Origin of the sequence: Mycobacterium colombiense (assembly GCF_001672755.1) — a bacterium.
In the GTDB taxonomy this organism is placed as follows: Bacteria; Actinomycetota; Actinomycetes; order Mycobacteriales; family Mycobacteriaceae; genus Mycobacterium; species Mycobacterium colombiense_C.
This window is the reverse complement of record NZ_LZKI01000026.1, coordinates 28,813-51,618: the sequence shown is the minus strand read 5'-3', so window position 1 is coordinate 51,618 and position 22,806 is coordinate 28,813. Positions and strand designations below refer to the sequence as shown.

General features: G+C 68.4%; 23 protein-coding genes and 2 riboswitches. Of the genes, 12 read left to right on the top strand and 11 right to left on the bottom strand.

Annotated elements, in window-relative coordinates:
* The coding region (locus tag A5708_RS02850; protein ID WP_065027171.1) for a hypothetical protein at nt 1-715 on the top strand (715 nt) is incomplete at its 5' end.
* A 117-nt stretch (nt 716-832) separates the two neighbouring features.
* Here A5708_RS02850 and A5708_RS02845 read toward each other — a convergent pair.
* Genes A5708_RS02845 through glnX form a run of 3 tightly spaced genes read right to left on the bottom strand, consistent with a single transcriptional unit; the run spans nt 833 to nt 5,417 of the window.
* A complete protein-coding gene (locus A5708_RS02845; RefSeq protein WP_065027170.1) occupies nt 833-3,121 on the bottom strand; it encodes a serine/threonine-protein kinase PknG in 2,289 nt (762 codons plus the stop codon).
* Entirely contained in the window at nt 3,121-4,098 is a 978-nt protein-coding gene (locus A5708_RS02840) for a glutamate ABC transporter substrate-binding protein (RefSeq protein WP_065027169.1), read from the bottom strand. The genes A5708_RS02845 and A5708_RS02840 overlap by 1 nt, the downstream gene beginning before the upstream one ends.
* On the bottom strand, nt 4,098-5,417 hold the full coding sequence (gene glnX / locus A5708_RS02835; RefSeq protein ID WP_065027168.1) for a protein kinase G-activating protein GlnX: 1,320 nt from the start codon (nt 5,415-5,417) through the stop codon (nt 4,098-4,100). Before glnX ends, A5708_RS02840 begins: the two co-directional genes overlap by 1 nt.
* Nucleotides 5,418-5,557: 140 nt before the next feature.
* Between glnX and A5708_RS02830 the strand changes: the two genes are divergently transcribed.
* Nucleotides 5,558-6,190, top strand: coding sequence for an NUDIX hydrolase (locus A5708_RS02830; protein WP_065027167.1), 633 nt, complete (start codon nt 5,558-5,560; stop codon nt 6,188-6,190).
* On the opposite strand, the gene thiE is transcribed toward A5708_RS02830, so the two are convergent.
* The gene (gene thiE, locus A5708_RS02825) at nt 6,162-6,848 is read right to left on the bottom strand and encodes a thiamine phosphate synthase (RefSeq protein WP_065027166.1); all 687 of its coding nucleotides are present in this window, start codon (nt 6,846-6,848) and stop codon (nt 6,162-6,164) included. The genes A5708_RS02830 and thiE overlap by 29 nt on opposite strands.
* Before the next feature lie 37 nt (nt 6,849-6,885).
* Nucleotides 6,886-7,022: riboswitch (TPP riboswitch) on the top strand.
* A gap of 1 nt (nt 7,023) precedes the next feature.
* Here thiE and thiO point away from each other — a divergent pair.
* Genes thiO through A5708_RS02805 form a run of 4 tightly spaced genes read left to right on the top strand, consistent with a single transcriptional unit; the run spans nt 7,024 to nt 9,755 of the window.
* Complete coding sequence (gene thiO, locus A5708_RS02820; RefSeq protein WP_065027177.1) at nt 7,024-8,046, top strand: glycine oxidase ThiO; 1,023 nt, start codon at nt 7,024-7,026, stop codon at nt 8,044-8,046.
* The gene (gene thiS / locus A5708_RS02815) at nt 8,043-8,240 is read left to right on the top strand and encodes a sulfur carrier protein ThiS (RefSeq protein ID WP_065027165.1); all 198 of its coding nucleotides are present in this window, start codon (nt 8,043-8,045) and stop codon (nt 8,238-8,240) included. Before thiO ends, thiS begins: the two co-directional genes overlap by 4 nt.
* Entirely contained in the window at nt 8,233-8,991 is a 759-nt protein-coding gene (locus A5708_RS02810; protein ID WP_065027164.1) for a thiazole synthase, read from the top strand. The genes thiS and A5708_RS02810 overlap by 8 nt, the downstream gene beginning before the upstream one ends.
* Nucleotides 8,988-9,755: an SGNH/GDSL hydrolase family protein gene (locus A5708_RS02805; RefSeq protein ID WP_065027163.1), complete on the top strand. Its 768-nt coding sequence runs from the start codon at nt 8,988-8,990 to the stop codon at nt 9,753-9,755. Before A5708_RS02810 ends, A5708_RS02805 begins: the two co-directional genes overlap by 4 nt.
* A gap of 3 nt (nt 9,756-9,758) precedes the next feature.
* Here A5708_RS02805 and A5708_RS02800 read toward each other — a convergent pair whose 3' ends face one another.
* Nucleotides 9,759-10,280 (bottom strand): serine/threonine protein kinase, encoded by a 522-nt coding sequence (locus A5708_RS02800; protein WP_065027162.1) that lies wholly within the window; start codon nt 10,278-10,280, stop codon nt 9,759-9,761.
* 90 nt (nt 10,281-10,370) lie between these two features.
* The gene (locus tag A5708_RS02795; protein WP_065027161.1) at nt 10,371-10,901 is read right to left on the bottom strand and encodes a serine/threonine protein kinase; all 531 of its coding nucleotides are present in this window, start codon (nt 10,899-10,901) and stop codon (nt 10,371-10,373) included.
* A 337-nt stretch (nt 10,902-11,238) separates the two neighbouring features.
* Between A5708_RS02795 and A5708_RS02790 the strand changes: the two genes are divergently transcribed.
* The 6 genes from A5708_RS02790 (at nt 11,239) to A5708_RS02765 (ending at nt 18,076) form a co-directional block, all read left to right on the top strand.
* Nucleotides 11,239-11,586, top strand: a complete 348-nt coding sequence (locus A5708_RS02790) for a CD225/dispanin family protein (protein ID WP_065027160.1) — start codon at nt 11,239-11,241, stop codon at nt 11,584-11,586.
* Nucleotides 11,587-11,595: 9 nt separating this feature from the next.
* Nucleotides 11,596-12,021: a DUF2752 domain-containing protein gene (locus tag A5708_RS02785; protein WP_065027159.1), complete on the top strand. Its 426-nt coding sequence runs from the start codon at nt 11,596-11,598 to the stop codon at nt 12,019-12,021.
* A gap of 53 nt (nt 12,022-12,074) precedes the next feature.
* Nucleotides 12,075-13,562: a M28 family metallopeptidase gene (locus tag A5708_RS02780; RefSeq protein WP_065027158.1), complete on the top strand. Its 1,488-nt coding sequence runs from the start codon at nt 12,075-12,077 to the stop codon at nt 13,560-13,562.
* Entirely contained in the window at nt 13,559-15,028 is a 1,470-nt protein-coding gene (locus tag A5708_RS02775; protein WP_065027157.1) for a M28 family peptidase, read from the top strand. The genes A5708_RS02780 and A5708_RS02775 overlap by 4 nt, the downstream gene beginning before the upstream one ends.
* A 25-nt stretch (nt 15,029-15,053) precedes the next feature.
* Nucleotides 15,054-16,511 (top strand): HNH endonuclease signature motif containing protein, encoded by a 1,458-nt coding sequence (locus A5708_RS02770; protein ID WP_065027156.1) that lies wholly within the window; start codon nt 15,054-15,056, stop codon nt 16,509-16,511.
* Nucleotides 16,512-16,630: 119 nt separating this feature from the next.
* The gene (locus A5708_RS02765) at nt 16,631-18,076 is read left to right on the top strand and encodes a neutral zinc metallopeptidase (protein ID WP_065027155.1); all 1,446 of its coding nucleotides are present in this window, start codon (nt 16,631-16,633) and stop codon (nt 18,074-18,076) included.
* A 7-nt stretch (nt 18,077-18,083) separates the two neighbouring features.
* Here the strand turns inward: A5708_RS02765 and A5708_RS02760 are convergent, their stop codons facing one another.
* From A5708_RS02760 to thiC, 5 genes are all read right to left on the bottom strand, one after another.
* A complete protein-coding gene (locus tag A5708_RS02760) occupies nt 18,084-18,968 on the bottom strand; it encodes an LLM class F420-dependent oxidoreductase (protein WP_065027154.1) in 885 nt (294 codons plus the stop codon).
* Between the two features lie 16 nt (nt 18,969-18,984).
* Nucleotides 18,985-19,419, bottom strand: coding sequence for a MarR family winged helix-turn-helix transcriptional regulator (locus A5708_RS02755; RefSeq protein ID WP_065027153.1), 435 nt, complete (start codon nt 19,417-19,419; stop codon nt 18,985-18,987).
* 47 nt (nt 19,420-19,466) lie between these two features.
* A complete protein-coding gene (locus A5708_RS02750) occupies nt 19,467-20,090 on the bottom strand; it encodes an alpha/beta family hydrolase (RefSeq protein ID WP_065027152.1) in 624 nt (207 codons plus the stop codon).
* Nucleotides 20,087-20,914: a bifunctional hydroxymethylpyrimidine kinase/phosphomethylpyrimidine kinase gene (thiD, locus tag A5708_RS02745; protein WP_065027151.1), complete on the bottom strand. Its 828-nt coding sequence runs from the start codon at nt 20,912-20,914 to the stop codon at nt 20,087-20,089. Before thiD ends, A5708_RS02750 begins: the two co-directional genes overlap by 4 nt.
* A gap of 49 nt (nt 20,915-20,963) precedes the next feature.
* Nucleotides 20,964-22,619, bottom strand: a complete 1,656-nt coding sequence (thiC, locus tag A5708_RS02740; RefSeq protein WP_065027150.1) for a phosphomethylpyrimidine synthase ThiC — start codon at nt 22,617-22,619, stop codon at nt 20,964-20,966.
* A riboswitch (TPP riboswitch) is annotated at nt 22,611-22,721 on the bottom strand. It overlaps the preceding gene by 9 nt.
* Nucleotides 22,722-22,806: the final 85 nt, after the last annotated feature.

Sequence of the window (22,806 nt, the reverse complement as noted above, 5' to 3'; positions counted from 1 at the left end):
GCGCATCAGCGCCGCATGGCTATGGTCCGGACGCAGCGGGATCATCGCCGGAGCGGCCGCCGCGGCGCTGCACGGCGCCGAGTGGATTCCCGATGACGTCCCGGTTGAGCTGATGTATGCCAATCCCCGTCCACCCGACGGCATCCTGACCCGCCGTGCTGCGCTGGCGGCGGGCGAGGCGCAGATCATCGCCGGTCGCTCCGTCACCACCCCCGAGCGCACCGCCTTCGACATCGGGCGCCGCGGAGCGGTCCGCTCATCCGTCGTTCGGCTGGATGCGCTCGCCCGCGCAACGGGTTTCAAGGCGGAGGACGTTTTGCGCGTGGCGAAGTGTCATCCCGGCTCGCCCGGTCTGCGGCGGTTGGAGGCCGCGCTCGAGCTGATCGACCCGGGCGCGCAGTCGCCCAGGGAGAGCTACCTGCGGCTGCTCCTCATCGACGCGGGCCTGCCGCGGCCACAGACGCAGATACCGGTGCTGGACGTGGACGGCATTCCCGTCGCGTATCTCGACCTGGGTTGGGAGGACTGGATGGTGGCCGTCGAATACGACGGCGACCATCATCGGATGAACCGGCGGCAGTACGTCAAAGACATCCGGCGAATCGAGATGCTCGAGCGGATGGGGTGGATCGTCGTCCGGATCGTCGCGGAGGACCGTCCCGCCGGCATCTTGCGTCGTGTGCGAGCCGCGCTGGCGGCCGCGAGTGTGCGCTGACGGCTTTGACTGTGCACTGGCGGCGGGAATTTCGCGATATCCCCGCCCAGGATTCGACGGAGGTGGCCGCCGGACCGCCGCGCCGCCGGACCAAGCCATGCCAAGCCCAGCGAAATCCTAGAACGTACTGGTGGGCCGGACCCGGTTCGCCATGTCGACCAGCGCGTAGCGATGCCGCTGGGTCGGGGCGACGCGGGCCAGGTTGCGCAGCGACGCCTCGACGCCCAGCCGCAAACCGTGCTCGGTGAACGGGAATCCGAGGATGTGGTTGGTGCTCGCCTTGTTGTCTTCCAGCCAGTCCATCGCGCAGCCCAGCACCAGCGCGCGGATCTGCAGCACGCGGGGTTCGGTGGGCGGCAGCGCCTCCACCCGCCGGGCCGCGTCGCGGATGTCCTCTTCGGTGATCTCGCTCTTGGTCCGGCCGGACAGCAGGGTCACCGCGCTGGTCAGCCGCGCGGTGGTGAAGTGCCGTGAGGTGGCCGGCACCTCGTCCAGCGTGCGCACCGCGGCGGCCCGATCCCCTTCCGCGGACAGCGTCCTGGCCAACCCGAACGCCGCCGAGATCACGCCGTCGTTGGTCTTCCACACCGTCTCGTAGAACTTGTGGTCGTCGACGTCGCCGGCCAGCTCGGCGGTGGCGGCCAGCGCCAGCTTGGGCGCCAGCTCGCCGGGGAACGTGTCCAGCACTTCGATGAAATGCATTGTGGCCGAATCGTAGTCGCCGGTCAGCAGCTCGGCGACGGCCTTGTACCACACCAATCGCCATTGCCAGCCGACCCGCTCGGCCAGGTCGTCGAGCTTGCGGGTGGCCTTGGCCACGTCGCCGAGATCCAGCAGCGCGCGGACCTCCATCAGCGGCAGCTCCACCGACTCGGACACCTCGACGCCGTCGGCGTCCAGCGTCCCGTGTCGGGCCGCGCGCAGCGAGTCCAGGGTCTGCACGGGCTGGGACAACACGGTCGCCTGCAGGACGGGAGCGGCGACGTCGGCCGGATCGACCAGCGGAACCTGCAGTGCGGTAACGATTTCGCGGGCGGTGAGCTTCTCCGAGTGGACCTGCCCGTCCAGGTACACGTCGGTGTGGGCGACCAGCAGGTCCACCCCGAACGTCGAGCGGCTGGGGCTGAAGATGGTCGACAGGCCGGGCCGCGGCACCCCGCTGTCGTAGGCGACCACCTCGCGCAGCACACCCATCAACTGTGCGGACATCTCCTCGGTGCTCAAGAACCGGCGCCGGGGGTCCGGGTCGGTGGCGCGGCGCAACAACCGGTGGAAGGAGTCGTAGGTGGTCAACACCGGGTCGTGCTCGGGCAGGCCGTCGACGTAGCGACCGTTGCGCGTCTGCAGGTTCAGCGTGAGCGCGGCCAGCGTGCGGCCCACCGTGTAGATGTCGGTGGCGACCGTCGGACCGGTCCGCACAATCTCGGGCGCCTGGAAACCCGGTGTGCCGTAAAGGTATCCGAACGAATTGATCCGCGACACCGCGCCCAGGTCGATCAGCTTGAGCTGCTCTTCGGTGAGCATGATGTTCTCCGGCTTCAGGTCGTTGTAGACCAGGCCGATGGAGTGCAGATAGCTCAGCGCGGGCAGGATCTCCAGCAGGTAGGCGACGGCCTCGGCGACGGGTAGCTTCTCACCCTTGCCGTGCCGCAACGGCTGACCGCCGACGTACTCCATGACGATGAGGCCGACCGGATTTCCGTGCTGGTCGACGTGCTCGACGAAGTTGAAGATCTGCACGATCTGCGGGTGGACCACCTCGGCCAAAAACTGTCGTTCGGCCATCGCGATCGCCTGCGCCTCGGCGTCGCCGGAGTGCACCAAGCCCTTGAGCACCACCGGCCGGTCGTTGACGTTGTGGTCGACCGCCAGATACACCCAGCCCAGACCGCCGTGCGCGATGCAGCCCTTGACCTCGTACTGGTTGGCGACGATATCGCCCGGATTAAGTTGCGGCAGAAACGAATACGGGCTGCCGCAGGACGGGCACCAACCCTCCGACGTGCCCTTGGCTTTCTTGCTGGACCGCCCGACGGGTTTCCCGCAGTTCCAGCAGAAGCGCTTGGACTCCGGCACCACCGGATTGGTCATCAGGGCTTCGCGCGGATCGATGTCCCGCCCGCGCGGGATCTCGACCAGGCCGCCGCCGAGCTGCCGGACCGCCGGCAGCGATCGCGTCGCCACCGTCATGCGGTCCTGCGGATCGGTGTCTAGAGCGCCCAGCGAGATGTGCGGAAAGTCGTCGTCGTCATCGTCGTCGTCGAAGTCGGGACGGAACAGCGCCTGGGTGGCCTGCAGTCGCCCGGTCGCCGCGCCGCCGGTCTGGACGTCGGCGGGCTGGGTGCCCGGGCCCACGTCTTCCGAGCCGGATTCCGGCTGCTCGGATTGCTTATCCGGCTCGGCCATCAGTCCAGATACCTCGGTACGGGCGGGGCCGGCGCGGGCCCCAGCACCGTCAACCACTTGCGGTACAACGTGTTCCACGTACCGTCGCGGCGGATTCGTTCCAGGGTTCCGTTGACGAACCGCACCAACCCGGTGTTGTTCAGATTGACCCCGATGCCGTAGGGCTGGGTGGCCATGTTCGGTCCGACGATGTGCAGGTAGGGGTCCTCTTCGACCAGCCCGGCCAGGATCGAATCGTCCGTGCTGACCGCGTCGATCTCGCGCTGCTGCATCGCCACCAGGCAGTCGGCCCAGTTGACCACCGACACCACCACCGGTGGCGGGTCGATCTGCTGGATGCGGTGCAGCGACGTCGTGCCCTTGGCCACGCAGACCCGCTTGCCGGACAGGTCGGCGACCTTGACGATCGACGAGTCGCGCGGGGCCAGGATGCGCTGGTTGGCGTCGAGGTAGACGGTCGAGAAGTTCACCTGCTTGCGCCGGTCGCACGTGATGGTCATGGTCTTGACCACGATGTCGACCTCGGAGCGCTGCAGCGCGGTGACCCGTTCGTCCGACGACAGGATCCGGTATTCGACGTGGGAGGGCGCCCCGAAGATGTCGCGCGCGATCTCGCCGGCGATGTCGACGTCGAAACCGGTGATCTCACCGGTGATCGGGTCGCGGAAGCTGAACAGGTTGCTGCCGATGTCGAGCCCGACGATCAACCGGCCCCGGGCGCGGATGTCGGCGACCGCGGCGTCCGCCTCCGCCTTGGTGGCGAATGGCCGCAGGCTGGCCGTCAGGTCGCAGTTCGGATTCGGGCCGTCGGGCGGCAGCGGCGGCTGGGGTGGCAACTGCTCCATGCCGACCGGTGTCGGCGGCGGCAACGTCGGCACGCTGGCCACCCGCAGCGATTCGGTGTGTCCGCAGCCCGCCAGCACGACCGCGGCGGCGGCCACGGTGCACGCCCGGCGAAGCAGGGGCAGGCGGACCATTATCGATACTCTTTCAGCCTCGGCCACAGGCCCAGCGCCACCGCGATCGCGGCGCCAAGGCTGAGCACCACGCCACCGACCTGGGCGCCGGACAGCCCGCTGCGCGCGTTGATGACGTCGTTGCGCAGGTGGATGCGGCCCTGATCCATGGCCTTGACCAGTTCGTCGTCCAGCTTGTCGAACGCCGGGGTGGAGTCCTCTTCGCTGCTGCCCAGCGCCACCTGGGTGGCGGCCCGGTAGTTACCGACCGAGATGTACGAGGTGATCCGGTCGTTGGCCTGCCGCCAGCGCAGCAGTAGCTGGTCGGCGCCTTCCAGGTCCGGTTTGTCCACGGCGTCGCTGCGCGACATGTACTGGTCGAGCTGGCGGTGCATGGAATCGAGGCGCTGATAGAACGACTGCTTGCGTTTCTCCTCGTCGCCGCGACGGATCAGCGACAGGGTCTCGTCGGCGCGCGCCTGCTGGGCGGTGATCGCGACGTTGGTGACGGTCTTGAGGGACTCCGCGGCAGTGTCCTTCGCGCTACGACTGGCCGTCGTAGAAATGGTCAGCGCAGTTCCAACCCAAACCACCATGACGAGAATAGCGAGTGCGCCCACCACCAGGCCTGGGTTGATTCGGCGCCGCGTGCGCCGCGCCAGCCAACGGTGTGAGAACGCGCCGAAGATCACGGTGGCGCCGACCACCATGATGACCGGCGCCGGGATCTGCGTCGACGCGGTGGTTTCGGCGTCCACCCGCTCCGACGTCGCCTGATACAGCTTGGCCGCGTCGGGCAGGATCGTCGATTGCATCAGCCCCGACGCCTCCGACAGGTACGACGACCCGACCGGGTTGCCCTCCCGGTTGTTGGTCCGGGCGATTTCGATAAGTCCGGTGTAGACGGCCAGCTCGGCGTTGATCCGGCCCAGCAGCTGCACCAGCGGCTCGTCGGTGAGGCCGCTCGAGGCCCGGGTCACCGCGACGGACGCGTCGGTGATCGCCTGCTCGTAGCGCTGGCGAACCGGCTGCGGCTCCGCCTCGGCGATGAACGCGGTGGCCGCGGCGGCATCGGCGACCGACAGCGTGGTGTAGAGCCGTCCGGCGGCGAACGACAGCGGCTCGGTGTGGTTGAGCACCGTGGTGAGCACCTGCTGCCGGTGGTTGATGGTGGTCGAGGTGGCGAAGGCGCTGATCCCGCCGAGTGCGGCCAGCACGATCCCGATGGTCAAGATGCGGCCCGGCGTCGTCGAGATGAACCACCAGCGTGGATGAGCCGGTTCGGCCGGTGACCGCGATCCCTGCGGCTCGGTCGACGGGTGCGCCAGCTCAACCGTCACGTCTTATCAGCCCTCATCTCTCGGCCATTTCGTTTCGCTGCACGGACCTCTATAAGCGAAGTCTAAGAGCATGTTCGGGTGGATGGGTGGAGGCGGACGCAATTGACGACGCCCAAGCCAAGTCTGCATATCCTGAATCCGTGCAGGGCGACGGTGACGGTTGGGTGATCTCCGACAGCGGCGCCCATTACTGGGGCCGGTTCGGAGCGGCGGGTTTGCTTCTGAGGGCCCCGCAGCCCGACGGCACCCCCGCGGTGCTGCTGCAGCATCGCGCGGTGTGGAGTCACCAGGGCGGGACGTGGGGGCTGCCCGGCGGCGCCCGGGACAGCCACGAAACGCCGGAGGAGACCGCGGTCCGCGAAGCGAACGAAGAAGCGGGGCTGCTCGGTGAGCGGCTCGCGGTGCGCGCGACGGTGGTCACGGCCGAGGTCGCCGGGATCGCGGGCACGCGGTGGAGCTACACCACCGTCGTCGCCGACGCCGATGAGTTGCTGCACACCGTGCCCAATCGGGAAAGCGCCGAGATGCGCTGGGTCGCCGAAACCGAGGTGTCCGACCTGCCGCTGCATCCCGGCTTCGCGGCCAGCTGGCAGCGGCTGCGCACCGCGCCGGCGGTGTTGCCGCTGGACCACGGCGACGAGCGGCGGCAATACCTGCCGCGCACGATCGAGATCGAGGCCGGCGTCTTCGTCTGGTGCATGCCCGGTGACGCGGGCCAAGAGTCCTCGCTGCTGACCCGCCGGATCAGCTCGCTGCTGCCAGCGCCGAGCTGAGCCGCTGCGCCGCGGACCGCGGGTCGTCGGCCGCCGTGATCGCCCGCACTACCACGATGCGCCGGGCGCCGGCGTCGAGCACCTCGGGCAGCCGCTGCTCGTCGATGCCGCCGATCGCGAACCACGGCTTGTTTCTGCCGAACTCGGCGGCGGCCCGCACCAGTCCGAGGCCCGGCGCCTGACGGCCCGGTTTGGTGGGCGTGGGCCAGCACGGCCCGACGCAGAAGTAGTCCGCTTCGCCGAGGGCCGCCGCGGCGGCGGCCTGGTCGCGGTCGTGGCTGGACAGCCCGAGCAGCACGTCCGGCCCGGCGATGTCGCGGGCGACGGCCGGCGGCAGGTCGCCCTGCCCGAGGTGCAGCACGTCGGCGCCGGCCGCGCGGGCGATGTCGGCGCGGTCGTTGACGGCGAACAAGGCACCGTGCCGGCGGGCCGCGTCGGCCAGGATCCGGCACGCCGCCAGCTCCTCGCGTGCCTCGAGCGGTCCGAACCGCTGCTCACCGGCCGATCCCTTGTCGCGCAGCTGGATGATGTCCACGCCGCCGGCCAGGGCCGCGTCGGCGAACTCGGCCAAATCACCGCGCTCACGGCGCGCGTCGGTGCACAGATACAGCCGCGCGGTGGCCAGAACGGAAAGTCGTCTATCAAAGGGGCGCTGCACACCGAGACGCTAGCGCGCTAGCGTGGAGCCGAAGAGAACCACTGGACACGGGAGTCCCGGGTAGTCGAGTGACTGCGGGGCTGAGAGTGGGCACAGCCGGACCCATCCGGACCTGCCCTTACCGTCACACCTGATCCGGGTCATGCCGGCGAAGGGAGGCTCGACAATGACCGGGATGCCCTCGGAACCCCCGCTGGGGTCGCTGGCGGTGATCGGCGGCGGCGTCATCGGGCTCGCGGTGGCGCGCCGCGCCGCGCAGGCCGGGTGGTCGGTGCGGGTGCACCGCGGCGACCAGAAGGGCGCATCGTGGGTAGCCGGCGGCATGCTGGCGCCGCACAGCGAGGGCTGGCCCGGCGAAGAGCGGTTGTTGCGGCTGGGCCTGGAGTCGCTGCGGCTGTGGCGCGAGGGTGGCTTCCTGGACGGGCTGCCGCCCGAGGTGGTCACCGCGCGCGAGTCGCTGGTGGTGGCCGTCGACCGCGCCGATGTCGAAGACCTGCGCACCGTCGCCGAATGGTTGTCCGCCCAGGGACATCCGGTGGTCTGGGAGTCAGCCGCCCGCGACGTCGAACCCCTGCTGGCGCAAAGCATCCGGCACGGCTTCCGCGCGCCCACCGAACTGGCCGTGGACAACCGCGCGGTGGTGGAGGCGCTCGGCGCGCAGTGCGAGCGCCTCGGGGTGGCGTGGGGGCCGCCGGTGCGCGACCTCTCGGGCGTCGAGGGCGACGCGGTGGTGATCGCCAACGGCATCGACGCGCCGACGCTGTGGCCCGGCCTGCCGGTGCGGCCGGTGAAGGGTGAGGTGCTGCGCTTGCGGTGGCGCAAGGGTTGTATGCCGTTGCCGCAGCGGGTTGTTCGCGCCCGCGTGCACGGACGGCAGGTGTACCTGGTGCCGCGTGCCGACGGGGTGGTCGTCGGGGCCACCCAATACGAACACGGGCGCGACACCGCCCCCGTCGTGTCGGGGGTGCGAGACCTGCTGGACGACGCGTGCGCGGTGCTGCCGGCGCTGGGCGAATACGAGCTGGCCGAGTGCGCCGCCGGGCTGCGTCCGATGACCCCCGATAATCTGCCGCTGGTGCACCGCCTGGACGCGCGGACGCTGGTCGCCGCCGGCCACGGCCGGTCGGGATTCCTGTTGGCGCCCTGGACGGCAGAGCAGATCGTTGCCGAACTTGCCCCGGTGGGGGCACACCAATGATCGTCGTGGTCAATGAACAAAAGGTCGACGTCGAAGCGCACACCACGGTCGCCGCGCTGCTGGATACCCTGGGGTTTGCGGACCGCGGCGTCGCAGTAGCGATGGACGACGCGGTGATACCGCGATCCCGTTGGGCCACAGAACTTTTCGATGGTGCCCGGCTCGAGATAGTGACGGCGGTGCAAGGTGGCTGATTCAAAACTGACGATTGGCGACCGCAGCTTCGCGTCGCGGCTCATCATGGGGACCGGAGGAGCGAGCAATCTCGCGGTGCTCGAGGAGGCGCTGGTTGCCTCGGGCACCGAGCTGACCACCGTCGCTATCCGCCGGGTCGACACCGAGGGCGGCACCGGCCTGCTCGATCTGCTCAACCGGCTGGGCATCACGCCGCTGCCCAACACCGCGGGATGCCGCGGCGCGGCCGAAGCGGTGCTCACCGCCCAGCTGGCGCGTGAGGCGCTGAACACCAACTGGATCAAGCTCGAGGTGATCGCCGACGAGCGCACGCTGCTGCCCGACGCCGTCGAATTGGTACGAGCCGCAGAGCAATTGGTGGATGACGGGTTCGTCGTGCTGCCCTACACCAACGACGATCCGGTGCTGGCGCGCCGGCTCGAGGACGCCGGATGCGCGGCGGTCATGCCGCTGGGCTCGCCGATCGGCACCGGCCTCGGCATCACCAATCCGCACAACATCGAGATGATCGTCGCACGGGCCGGCGTTCCGGTGGTGCTCGACGCCGGTATCGGAACCGCCAGCGACGCGGCGCTGGCGATGGAATTGGGTTGCGACGCCGTGCTGTTGGCCACCGCGGTGACAAGGGCCGCCGATCCGGCCGCGATGGCCGCCGCGATGTCCGCCGCCGTCACCGCCGGGTATCTGGCCCGGCGCGCCGGAAGGATCCCGAAGCGATTCTGGGCGCAGGCGTCGAGCCCACAACGATGAGTCGTTATGTCGCGCTGGGCAGTTCGATGGCGGCGGGTCCGGGCATCGCGCCCCGCGCCGCAGGGGCTCCGCGGTGTTCGGGCCGATCGGCGCGCAACTACGCGCACCTGATCGCGCAGCGATACCAGCACGATCTGGTCGACGTCACCTTCTCCGGCGCGACCACCGCGCACGTGCTTGCCGAGCGCCAGCGCGGCTCACCACCGCAGATCGCCGCGTTGGACGGCTCCGAGAGCCTGGTCACGGTGACCATCGGCGGCAACGACGTCGGCTACGTTCCGCTGTTGATGGCCGCGTCACTGCCGCGTCCGCTGCGTCACGTGCCGTTGCTGGGGGACCGCATCGCCGAACTGCTGGATCGCGACGCGCGAGATCGCGCCCTGGACGCGGTGTTTGAATCGCTGTGCGCGGTCGGCCGCGCGTTGCGTCAGCGCGCCACCCGGGCACGGATCTTCTTCGTCGACTATCTGACGATGCTGCCGCCGCCGGGCGTGCCGGCGGAGCCGCTCTCGGCCGTCGATGCCGACCTGGGCCGGCACGTGGCCGCCACGCTGGAGACGATGACGGCCGACGCCGCCGCGGCAACGGGTTGCGAAATCATCCGCGCCGGCGCGGCGGGTCGCGAACATCATGCATGGTCGGCCGAACCCTGGACGACGCTGCCGGCCCGCTTCGGTGTTCCGCTGCCGGGACGCACCGCTCCGTTACACCCGAACGCCGCCGGGATGCGCGCCGTGGCGGATCTGATTGCGGCCCAGCTGTAGACGTCAGCCGTTGGTGCGCCACCACTGGTAGAGCGCGCTGACGTCGGCATTGGACGCGGTCAGGTGACCCAACACGTTCTTGGCGTCGGTGGTCCAGGTCAACGTCGCGTAGTTCTTGTAGGTGCCACACGCGATCTGGCCGCCCGTCTGGCCGTTCTGCTTCCAGGTTCCCGGCGACGCCCCGGCGTCCCCGCAGGCGGCCAGGGACACGTCTTTGATGGTGGCGCTGAAGGCGGAGGCCAGATTCGTGCTGTTGGAGAACAGGGCGTAGACACCGGATCCCGGTCCGCCTGAGTCGGGGCTCTGCCCGCACACAAGTTCGGCCAGCTCGCCGGTTTCGGAGAGCTCTTGCGGCTTGCAGTTGTTCAGGCCGTAGCCCTTCGACAGCGAGGCGGCCAGCGTGTTCATGTCCGATGCGTTACCGGTGTTGGGTTCGGCGTTCGCGGCGCCCACACCCGTGAAAGCCAAACTTCCTGTGAAAGTTGCGGCCGACACGACTCGCAGCGCGGTGTTCCAATGTGACATTTTCTGACTCCCTGCGGTTGATGGAAATAAAGAGGGGGCGAACGTTTCTCGGTTATCGGTGCACAGATCGGTTGCGGCACAGCGGGTACCTCACCCGTTGGCACGCCACCACCGGTAGAGCGCCGCAACGTCGGTGTTGGACGCGCGCAGGTAACTCAGCATGTTGTTGGCGTCGGTGGTCCAGATGATCTCGGCGCCGTTTTGGTAAGTGCCGCAGGCCGCCTGCCCGGCAGTGGCGGCCGAACCGTCCTTGTGCCAGTTCGACGGCGATTGGCCCGCGTCCCCGCATGGAGTCAGGACGTCCTCTTTGATGGTGGCCTTGAACGACGTGGCCAGAGTGTCGGCATTGGTGAACAGCACGTACTTGGCCTGCGCCGGGCCGCTCGGGTCGGGGCTCTGCCCGCAGGTGAGCACCGCCAGTTGTGTGCTGCGGTCGATGTTCTGGGCGGTGCAGTTGTTCAGGCCGTAGCCCTTCGACATCGAGGCCGCAAGCTTGTTGATATCCGAAGCGTTCCCGGTGGTGGCCGGATCCGCGCTCGCCGGACCGCCGCCCGCTAAGGCCAAACCACCGGTGAGCGCCGTCGCCGCCGCCGCCCTCAGCACGTTGCTGAAATCAGACATGAATGGCTCCTTAACGGCCGCTTCTAAACACGGATAGTAGGGCTATGTCGTGGTAAAGCAACACATTCCGCAGGAAATTGTCTGTGTGGGCATCCTTCCTCGGCTCGACCCGCGGAGGCCCAGGAAAATGGTAGTGGCACGCCGGTCATCGTGCAGAATCACGAATTATGTTGAGGTACCACCATAATCCCGACTTTCGGCGAACGACGCGATGCCGCCGGCACGTTGCGGCCGGGCGGCCGAAACAAGATTTCTTCATTGCTAGTGCCGATCTGAGTCCGCTCGGGTATGGTTAGCACCGCTTTACGTCAGCTAACTTCTCTTGACTGGAGAATCCATGACACAACCCCCTCCTCCGCCGCCCGATTATCCGCCGCCGTCTCCGGGTTATCCGCCGCAGCAGCCTGCCGGCCAAGCGCCGAATAACTATCTGGTGTGGTCGATCCTGGCCACCCTCTTCTGCTGTCTGCCCTTCGGAATCGTGGCGATCGTCAAGTCGAGCCAGGTCAATGGGTTGTGGGCGCAGGGTCGCTATGCCGAGGCGCAGGCGTCCGCCGAAAGCGCCAAGAGATGGGTGATCTGGTCGGTGGTCATCGGCGTCGTCGTGGGCGTCATCTACGGCATCCTGATGGCGGTCGGCGCGCTGAACACGAACACCAACGCGGCGCTCGCCGCGATGTTCTAGAACCTGATCATGGTGACCCGCTGGGGGGCGGCGCACGCGAATCTGGGTGCACCACTGGTGGTGGCGGCATCCACGACGTTGATTTGCGCCGCCATCTGGGCGGGTGACCCGACCACGCCGCACGGCCCGCTACCGGTATGCCCCACCAAGGCGTTGTTGGGGATCGACTGCCCCGGGTGCGGAAGCTTACGCATGGTCTATTCGCTTATGCACGGCAATCTGTTGGCGGCCGCCAGGTTCAACGCTCTGGGCCTGGCGGCTGTCGTGCTGTTGCTGTGGACGTACTTCTCCTGGACCTACGGGCGCCTGGTGGGCCGGCGGATCCGCGGCTGGCAGCATCGGCGCTGGGCCGCCGCCGTGACGCTGTCGCTGGTGCTGGCCTGGTTCGTGATGCGCAACATCCCCGTTGCGCCCTTCACCGCACTGTATGTCTGATACCGCCGTGTCCTGAACCGGGCCGCTCAGGCCGCGGTCTAACCTGGGGCGCGATGGTGAACAAATCAACGACGATTCCGGCGTTGGTCGCCGTGGTCGCCCTGACCGCATTCTCAACCGGCTGCTTCCACCGGTCGTCTGATTCGCAGCAATCACCCGCCGCCGCGGACGCGTTTGCCTCGGCGCTGCGCGACAAGGTCACGACCGACGCGATGATGGCGCACCTGTCGAAGCTGCAAGACATCGCCAACGCTAACAACGGCACCCGGGCAGTGGGCACGCCCGGATACGAGGCCAGCGTCGACTACGTGGTGAACGTCCTGCGCGGCAGTGGATTCGACGTGCAAACCCCCGAATTCTCGGCGCGGGTGTTCCACGCCGACAAGCCGGTACTCACCGTCGGCGGCAAGACGGTGGAGGCGCACGCACTGGACTTCAGTCTGGGCACCGGGCCGGACGGGGTGAGTGGGCCGTTGGTCGCCGCACCGGCGAACAACCTAGGCTGCACGGCCTCCGACTTTAACCTGCCGCTGCAGGGGGCGGTGGTGCTGGTCGACCGCGGCACCTGCCCGTTCGCCCAGAAGGAAGACGCCGCGGCACAGCGCGGTGCGTCGGCGATGATCATCGCCGACAACGTCGATGAACAAGAGATGGGCGGCACGCTCGGGCCGGCCACCGACGTGAAGATTCCGGTGCTGAGCGTCACCAAGTCGGTGGGCGTGCAGCTGCGCGGGCAGCCGGGACCCACCACGATCAAGCTCAACGCCAGCGCCCAAAGCTTCCGGGCCCGCAACGTGATTGCGCAGACCAAGACCGGCTCGGGAACCGACGTGGTGATGGCGGGGGCGCACCTGGACAGCGTGCCCGCGGGGCCGGGCATCAACGACAACGGCTCGGGCGTGGCCGCGGTGCTGGAAACCGCTGTGCGGCTGGGCAGTTCGCCGGCGGTGCACAACGCGCTGCGGTTCGGCTTCTGGGGCGCCGAGGAGCTCGGCCTGATCGGGTCGCGCAACTACGTCGAGTCGCTGGACCTGACGGCCCTGAAAAACATTGCGCTGTACCTGAACTTCGACATGCTCGCGTCGCCGAACCCCGGCTACTTCACCTACGACGGCGACCAGTCGCTGCCCGCGGACGCTCGCGGCCAGCCGGTGGTTCCCGAGGGTTCGGCCGGCATCGAGCGGACACTGGTCGCGTACCTGAAGTCGGCCGGAAAGACCGCCCAGGACACCTCGTTCGACGGCCGGTCCGATTACGACGGATTCACCCTGGCGGGTATTCCCGCCGGCGGCCTGTTCTCGGGCGCCGAGGGCAAGATGTCCGCCGATCAGGCCAAGTTGTGGGGCGGGACCGCCGACCAGCCGTTCGATCCCAACTACCACCAGAAAACCGACACCCTCGACCATGTCGACCGCACCGCGCTGGGCATCAACGGTGGCGGCGTGGCCTACGCGATCGGTCTCTATGCGCAAGACCTCGGCGGCCATAACGGCGTCCCCGTCATGGCCGACCGCACCCGGCACGTGCTCAACAAGTCATGATCTCCCGGCTGGGCGCGACGCTGCTGTTGATCGCCGTGGTGGCCGGTTGTTCGGCGACGCGGCCGGGGGTGCCGACGGCGACGCCGGATCTCGCGCACAGTTTGGCCAAAGAGGTGAACGCCGAGGGCATGCTGACTCATCTACGTGCCCTGCAGAACATCGCCAACGCCAATGGCGGAAACCGTGCGGACGGGACGCCGGGCTTCAACGCCAGCGTGGACTACGTCGCTAAAACCCTGCGCGACAAGGGTTTCGACGTGCAGACACCGCAGTTCGACCGGCTTTACACAGTGTCCTTGGGTAAGCCGGCGATGACCGTTGCGGGGCGCACCTATCCCGTCGACCAGGCCTCGCTGCTAATTCAGACGCCGCCCGGGGGGCTGACCGGACAGCCGGTCCGGCCGACGCGGTCGTCGGGCTGCGCACCCGACGACTACCCGGCCGTCGTGCCCAGGGGCGCGATCGCCGTCGTCGACGACGCCCAGTGCTCGGTGGTCGACAAACAGAACAGCGCGGTGGCCAAGGGCGCGAGTGCGGTGATCGTGCTCAGCTCGCCCACCGGGCGCGGAGCGCCACCCACGCTGTTCACCACCGGCTACTTCAAGCAGCTGACCGTGCCGGTCGCCGTTGTGGGTTCCTCCGGCGGCGCCGCGTTGACGGGCTCGACCGCGCCGATACGTCTGGTGCTGGATGCGCAGAACATCAAGATCACTTCCCGAAACATCGTGGCGCAGACCAAAACCGGGTCGGCCCATGACGTCGTCATGGTGGGTGCGCACCTGGACGGTTCGCGCGCCGGACCCGGGATCAACGACGACGGCTCCGGGGTGGCCGCCGTCCTGGAGACGGCGCTGCAACTGGGCCCGCTCGCTCCGGTGAACAACGCGGTGCGATTTGTGTTCTGGGGCGCCGATGTAGACGGCCGTAACGGCGTCCTGGACTACGTGTTCGGCATGGACCGCGACCAACTCAACGACATCGCGCTGTACTTGAACTTCACCATGCTGGGTTCCCCCAACGCCGGATTCTTCACCGACGACGGCGACCAGTCCGGCCCGCCCGGGCCCGGTGTTTCGCCGGCGGATGTGCCCGAAGGCTCGGCCGGCATCGAACGCACCCTGTCCGGTTATCTGAACCTCGCCGGTAGGCGGCCCGCGGACATGCCATTGGACACCAGGGCCGACTACCACCCCTTCATGGTCGCGGGCGTGCCCGTCGGCGGCATGACCACCGGATCATCGCAGCCCAAAACCCCTGTGCAGGCCCGACTATGGGGCGGCCAGGCCGGCGTGCCGTTCGACCCGAACTTCCAGAGCCCACGCGACACCGTCGACAACATCAACCGGGAAGCGTTGGCCGTCATGGGTTCTGGCGTCGGATTCGCCGTCGGCAGCTACGCGGAGTCCATCGGCGGGATCAACGGCGTGCCGCCACACAACAAGAGGCATCGGACCCGGGTGCCGTAACGGCGGCTTGTCGTACCCCGGTGGCATGATCGAACTCATGTTCGAGTGGTGGTATGCCTCGCGGGAGACGCCGGAGTCTTCGGCGTTGCTGGATCGGGTGCGTGAGGCCGGGCGTGCGGAGGCGCGGGCGGCTGCGGAGCGGTTGGTGGCTGCCGGTGAGTTGTTGGTGTTGCGTTGCCGGGAGTCGGGGGAGCGGGCGGACTGGTCGGCGGACGCGTGGGAGGCGGTGGCCGCGCAGTTGGGTGCGGCGTTGGAGTGCAGTGTGGCGATGGGGCACAGCTATCTGCGGTACGCGATGGCGATGCGCGACCGGCTGCCGCGGGTCGGGGAGGCCTTTCGGGCCGGGTATCTCGATTACCGGGCGTTTCAGACGATCGTGTTTCGCACCGACTTGATTACCGATGCCGAAGTGCTGGCCCAGGTCGATGCGCGGTTGGCGGTGTTGGTGTCGCGGCGCCCGTCGCTGACCCGGGGCGGGCTGGCCGCCGCGGTGGACCGGGTGGTGGCGTTGGTGGATGCCGACGCGGTGCGTCGGGCCAAGGACGCACTGCGCGATCGGTATGTGGATGTGCTCGCCGACGAGTCGGGGATGGCGTATGTGACGGGCAGCGTGGTGGCCACTGACGGGCCGGCGTTGGATCGTCGGCTCGAGGCGTTGGCCGCCACGGTGTGTGACGGCGATCCGCGCACCGTCACCCAGCGGCGCGCGGATGCGTTGGGGGCGTTGGCCGCCGGCGGTGAGAGGTTGGTGTGTGGCTGCGGGCGTGCCGATTGCGCCGCGTCGGCCGCGGTGCCCAAGGGCAACGTGGTGATCCACGTGATCGCGGAGCAGGCCAGCGTGGAGGGCACGGCGTCGACACCGGGTGTCCTGCCCGGGGTGGAGGGCCTCATCCCGGCCGAGGTGGTCGCCGAGCTGGCCGCCGCGGCGCGGCTGGTGCCGCTGATCCCACCGACCGGCGCTGAAGGCCGCTACGCTCCGTCGGCCGCGCTGGCCGATTTCGTGCGCTGCCGGGATCTGACGTGTCGGGCCCCGGGCTGCGACCGGCCGGCCACCGACTGCGATCTCGACCATACGATCCCGTACGCCGACGGCGGCGCTACGCACGCCTCGAACCTCAAGGCGCTGTGCCGCACCCACCATTTGATGAAAACGTTCTGGGGCTGGCGCGACCGCCAGCTGCCCGACGGCACCGTCATCTGGACGCTGCCCGACCAGCACACCTACGTCACCACCCCGGGCAGTGCACTGTTGTTCCCCCAGCTGTGCGCCCCCACCGGCGACGCTCGGGTCACGGCCGCGCCACGACCCGACCCTTGCGCCGACCGCACCGCGATGATGCCCCGACGCACCCGCACCCGCGCCCAAAACCGGGCCGCACGCGTCGCCACCGAGCGCAAGCACAATCGCCGAAGCCGGTTAGCCGTCCACATGCGAGAAACGGGTCCGCCGGCCGAAGCTGACGGCGATCCACCGCCTTTCTAGTGCCTTGCCGCAAGGTGCATGTTTGCTGGGTCCCTCGATTCCTGCTGCCCGGTAGGGTCGATGCCTCTAGACTGAGTTCCCTTGATGCTGCCCTGTAGCCGGTCGGGATGAGGTTGGTCATGAATAGCGCTGCGCTCAGGTCGGCGATCGTCTGGGCAGCGACAGTACTTGTGGTGACCGGTTGCACGACGTTCGTCGACGGGCGCGCGCTGTCGATGCTCAACGACCCCTTTCTGGTCGGGGGACTGCCCGCGACCAACGGGCCCAGCGGAATCCGTTCGGACGCGCCCAGTCCCACCGGCAAGGTGCTCAACACCGACAACGGGCCGATCGACAACCTGGCGCTGTTGTCGGTCAACGACATCGAGGACTACTGGCAGTCGGTCTACGACCAATCGCTGAAGGGCAAGTTCGTCCCGGTTGGCAAGATGGTGTCCTACAACTCCAGCGATCCGCGCAGCCCGATCGTGTGCCACAACGAGACCTACAAGCTCGTCAACGCCTTCTACACCAGCAAGTGCAACCTGATCGCCTGGGACCGTGGCGTATTCATGCCCATGGCGCAGAAGTACTTCGGTGACATGTCCGTCACCGGTGTGCTGGCACACGAATTCGGGCATGCGCTACAGCAGATGGCGAAGCTGGTGACCCGACGGGACGCGACCATCGTCCGCGAGCAGCAGGCCGACTGCTTTGCCGGCGTCTATTTGTACTGGGTCGCCGCCGGCAAGTCGCCGCGCTTCACGCTGAGCACCGCCGACGGGCTCGACCACGTGCTGGCGGGGATCATCACCACGCGTGACCCGGTGATGGACAGCGAGACCGAGAACGACGACGCGCACGGGTCGGCCCTGGACCGCATCAGCGCCTTCCAGATGGGTTTCCTCAACGGCGCCTCGGCTTGTGCGGCGATCAACCGCCACGAAATCGAGCAGCGCCGCGGCGATCTGCCAAACGCCTTGCGGGTCGACAACTCCGGGGCAACGGAGACCGGCGAGGTGCCGATCAACCAGGACACCCTGTCGAATTTGATGGAGCTGCTGGGAAGGATCTTCGCCCCGACCAACCCGCCGGCCCTGTCCTACCAGCCGGCCGATTGCCCGGACGCCAAGGCCACCCCACCCGCGTCCTACTGCCCGGCCAGCAACACCATCGTGATCGACCTGCCCGGGCTCGCCGCCATGGGCACGGTCGCCGACGAAAAGCAGCAGACCCTGCCCCAGGGCGACGACACCGCGCTGTCCGTCGTGATGTCGAGATATGCGCTGGCGGTGCAGCACGAGCGCGGCCTGCCGATGCAGAGCCCATGGACCGCGCTGCGGACCGCATGCCTGACCGGTGTGGCGCATCGCAAGATGGCCGAGCCGATCGACCTGCCCTCACACAACCAATTGCTGCTGACCGCCGGTGATCTCGACGAGGCGGTCGCCGGCCTACTCACCAACCATCTGGTGGCCAGTGACGCGGACGGCACCAGCGTGCCGGCCGGTTTCACCCGGATCGCGGCGTTCCGTGGTGGCGTGACCAGCAACGCGGACGCCTGTTACTCCCGCTACCCCGGGTAACGAACCATCATCGGGCTGAACCTATTTCGGCGAGACGGGGAATCACCTCGTCGCCCAGGCGGCGGACGAATCCGACCGGATCCGGAGTGCCGGGCATCGGGCCGAGGTTGATCATGTCGACACCCAGCGCGGCGTAGCCTTCCACGGTCTTCAAGAATTCGTCCGTGTCGTCGAAGGGATCGGCGCCGGCCAGGCCGCCGGAGGTCTTGCGAACCTCGCCCGGGTCCCTGCCCACCGTGTCGCAGTGCCGGTTCAGCACCTCGATCTTGTGCTGGAGCTCTCCGACGTCGTTCGACATGCTGTTCCAGATGTCGGCGTACTGCGCGACCAGGCGCAGCGTCTTCTTCTCACCGTCGCCGCCGATCAGGATCGGCGGTCGCCGAATCGGTTGCGGCTCACAGATCGTCTCGTTCAGCCGGTAGTGCGTGCCGGTGTAGGGCCCGTCGTCCGCACTCCACATCTGGCGGCAGATCTGCAGCGTCTCTTCCAGCATTTCGAAGCGGGTGCTCAGTGGCGGATAGGGAATGCCCAGCGCGGTGTGCTCGCGTTCGTACCAGGCCGCACCCAGACCCAACATCGCCCGGCCCTGCGAGAGCACGTCCAGGGTGGTGACCGCCTTGGCCAACAGACCGGGATAACGGTAGGTGACGCCGGTGACCAGCAGGGCCAGGTCGATCGTGGTCGTCTGGGCGGCCAGGAAGCCCAGCGATGTGTAACCCTCGAGGAACGGATTCTGCGCCGGCGCAAGCTCTTCCATCTGGAAGAGGTGGTCGGCGAGGGTGAAGAGCGTGGCGCCGCCCTGCTCGGCGGCCTTGGCCGCGTCGGCCAGGGTCGGGCCCAGCCTGGCCGGGTCTCCGGGTAGAAAGTCGATGAAGTGCAGTCCTACTTCCATGGTGGCACCTGTCCTTTCATTGTTCGGTCAAGCGCTCGAGCAGGGACAGCGCGTCGACGATGACCCGCCGCTCGGACTCGGTGTAGCGCTCCTGGATGGCGCGGGCCAGCCACTCCTCGCGGGCGCGGCGGTCGCTTTCGGCGCGCCTCTTTCCCTCCGGGGTGAGCGAGACCACTTGGCGCCGCCCGTCATTCGGGTCCGGCGCGCGCTCGACGAGCCCACGCTGGCCCAGGGCGGCCAGGATGGTGGCCATCGACTGCGGGCGGACCTGCTCGGCGCCGGCCAATGCGCTGGCCGACGACGGCCCGTCTTTCCACAGCCGGGTGAGTACCGCCGTCTGCGATGGTGTCAGACCGTCGACCGCGATGTCCTTCAACCGCCGCCGTAGCCGGCTGAACACCACCCGGATATCGCGTGCCGCCGCCACGGCGGAGTCGCTGATGCCATCCACGGCACCCACCTTAGATTAGACAGTCAAAACTGTCCAGTTTTAACTGTCTAATTACGTCCGAGCAACTGCAGAGCCGCATCGACGGCCAGGGCCGGCACGTTCAACGTCTTGGATCGCAGATCGTGCCGGGCACTGGCGATCTCGACGACGGCGGTCGTTCCGGTGATCAGCGCGGCGGCGGCACGCAGTTCGTCGGGCGTGCCGAACGGATCCGAGGTGCCATGCGTGAACACCGTCGGCACCGTGATGTCGGGCAGGTGCTCGGTGCGGGCGCGTTCGGGTTTGCCCGGGGGATGGACCGGATAGGAGAACAGCGTCAGCATGTCCACCGCGGCCTCCCCGGCCGCGACCACCATGGACGTCTGCCGCCCGCCGTAGGAATGCCCACCGGCGATCAGCGGGCCGTCGGCGAGACCGCGGCACAGCGTGATGGCCTCGACGATGCCGGCCCGGTCGGTGGCGGCCGAACCCGAGGGTGGGCCGCTGGGCCGGCGGCGGCGGTAGGGCAGGTTGTAGCGCACCGCAAGCCAGCCGCGCCGCGCCCACTCCTCGCAAACCTGTTGCAGCAGCGCGGAATCCCGGTTGCCACCGGCGCCGTGAGTCAGAACCACCACGCCCTTTGGTGCTCCGTCGGGTTCGTGCGCGATGCCCGCGATCTGATCCAAATTCATGACAGCCGAAACAGCGGGGAGACGGGGCCGTGGCCATGGCCCAGCGGGTAGGCGGCGCGCAGACACTCGGTGACCCATCGCTTGCCGAACTCGACGGCGCCGGGCACGGAGAAGTCGTGCGCCAGCGCGCACGCCACGGCGCTGGCGAGCGTGTCACCACCGCCGTGGTCGTTGCCGGTGGCGATGCGCTCCGCGTCGAACTCGTGGAAATCGGCGCCGTCGTAGAGCAGGTCGCAGCTGCGATCCGATGACCGCAGGTGACCGCCCTTGACCAGAACCCACTGCGGGCCCAGCGCGTGCAGCGCCTTGGCGGCCGCCCGCTGCGAGGCAGGGTCCACCACATCGATGTCGACCAGCAGCCGAACCTCGTCCAGGTTCGGCGTCACCAGCGTGGCCAACGGAAACAGTTGGTCGCGAAGCGAATCCAGGGCGGCCGGCGCCATCAGCGCATCGCCGTGCATGGATGCCGCCACCGGGTCGACGACGAGCGGAACAGTCAACCCGAGCCGGCGCCAGGTGGTCGCCACGGTGTCGATGATGCGCGGCGACGCCAGCATGCCGGTCTTGGCGGACTGGATGCCGATGTCGCCGGCCACGGCTTCGATCTGGCCGGCGACCACATCACCGGGCACTTCGTGAAAACTCTGCACGCCCAACGTGTTCTGCACGGTCACCGCGGTGACCGCGACGCACGCGTGCACGCCCAGCAGCGCCATCGTGCGCATGTCGGCTTCGATGCCCGCGCCGCCCCCGGAGTCCGATCCGGCAATGGACAGCACCCGCCGCGGCGTCGTGCCCGGCGCAGGCAACGGCAGGAATGTCACTGTGCCGGATGGCGGCGACCCGCTGCGCCCGGCGGCGCCGCGCTTGCGATCACCCCTGGGCCAGCGGTAGATACACCCGGTTGCCCTGCTCGGCGAACTCGCGCGACTTCTCCGCCATGCCCTCGGACATGGCCGCCTCAATCGCTTCCTCGCTGTCCAGGCCGTGTTTGGCGGCGTAGTCGCGGACATCCTGGGTGATGCGCATCGAGCAGAACTTCGGGCCGCACATCGAGCAGAAGTGCGCGGTCTTGGCGGGTTCGGCCGGCAGCGTCTCGTCGTGGTACTCGCGCGCGGTGTCCGGGTCGAGCGACAGCGCGAACTGGTCGTTCCACCGGAACTCGAAGCGCGCCGTCGACAGTGCGTTGTCCCGCTCCTGCGCGTGCGGGTGCCCCTTGGCCAGATCGCCTGCGTGCGCGGCGATCTTGTAGGCGATCACGCCGTCCTTGACGTCCTTGCGGTCCGGCAGCCCCAGGTGTTCCTTGGGGGTCACGTAGCACAGCATCGCGGTGCCTGCCTGGGCGATGATGGCCGCGCCGATCGCCGAGGTGATGTGGTCGTAGGCCGGTGCGATGTCGGTGGCCAGCGGGCCCAGCGTGTAGAACGGGGCCTCCTCGCACCACTCCTCTTCCAGCCGCACGTTCTCGACGATCTTGTGCATCGGGACGTGGCCCGGACCCTCGATCATCACCTGCACGCCATGGGATTTCGCGATCTTGGTCAGCTCGCCCAGGGTGCGCAACTCGGCGAACTGCGCGGCGTCGTTGGCGTCGGCGATCGAGCCCGGCCGCAGCCCGTCGCCGAGGGAGAAGGTGACGTCGTAGCGGGCGAAGATCTCGCAGAGCTCGTCGAAGTTGGTGTACAGGAACGATTCCCGGTGATGCGCCAGGCACCAGGCCGCCATGATCGAGCCGCCGCGCGACACGATGCCGGTGACCCGCTTGGCGGTGAGCGGCACGTAGCGCAGCAGCACACCGGCGTGCACGGTCATGTAGTCCACGCCCTGCTCGCACTGCTCGATCACGGTGTCGCGGTAGAGCTCCCAGGTCAGCTCGGTCGGGTCGCCTTTGGTCTTTTCCAGCGCCTGGTAGATGGGCACGGTGCCGACCGGCACCGGCGAGTTGCGCAGGATCCACTCACGGGTTTCGTGGATGTTCTTGCCGGTGGACAGGTCCATGATGGTGTCGGCGCCCCACCGGGTGGCCCACACCATCTTGTCGACCTCCTCGGCGATCGAGGACGTCACCGCCGAGTTGCCGATGTTTGCGTTCACCTTGGTTGCAAATGCCTTGCCGATGATCATCGGCTCGATCTCGGGGTGGTTGTGGTTGGCCGGGATCACCGCGCGGCCGCGGGCGACCTCGTCGCGCACCAGCTCGGCGGGCATGCCCTCGCGGGCGGCGATGTAGGCCATCTCGGCGGTGATCTCGCCGGCGCGGGCGCGCTGCAGCTGGGTGCCGCGGTCGCGGACCACGCCGGGCCGCGGCGGCAGCCCCGCCGTCAGATCGATCGTCGCGTCCGGATCGGTGTAGGGCCCCGAGGTGTCGTACAGGTCGAAGTCGTCGCCGGTGGACAGGTGCACGCGCCGCAGCGGCACCCGCAGGGTCACGCCGTCCGGCCCCTCGATCTCGCGGTAGGCCTTGCTGCTGCCCGCGATCGGGCCGGTGGTCACCGACGCGTCGATGGTTCCGGGAAGGACATCAGTCATTTTTCATCTCCCTACGCCGGCATTACCCGGTCAGGTTCGTACGGTCGACGGCCCCGAGCCGTCCTCTCAGCGCACTCGGCGTGCGCTCCCGCGTCATATGGATGGGTCCGCACGCGACGTTACCCCCACCCCGGACCGAGTGACATGGTTGACAGCCTTTTCCAGCGGGGAGGTAGCCGAGGACGTT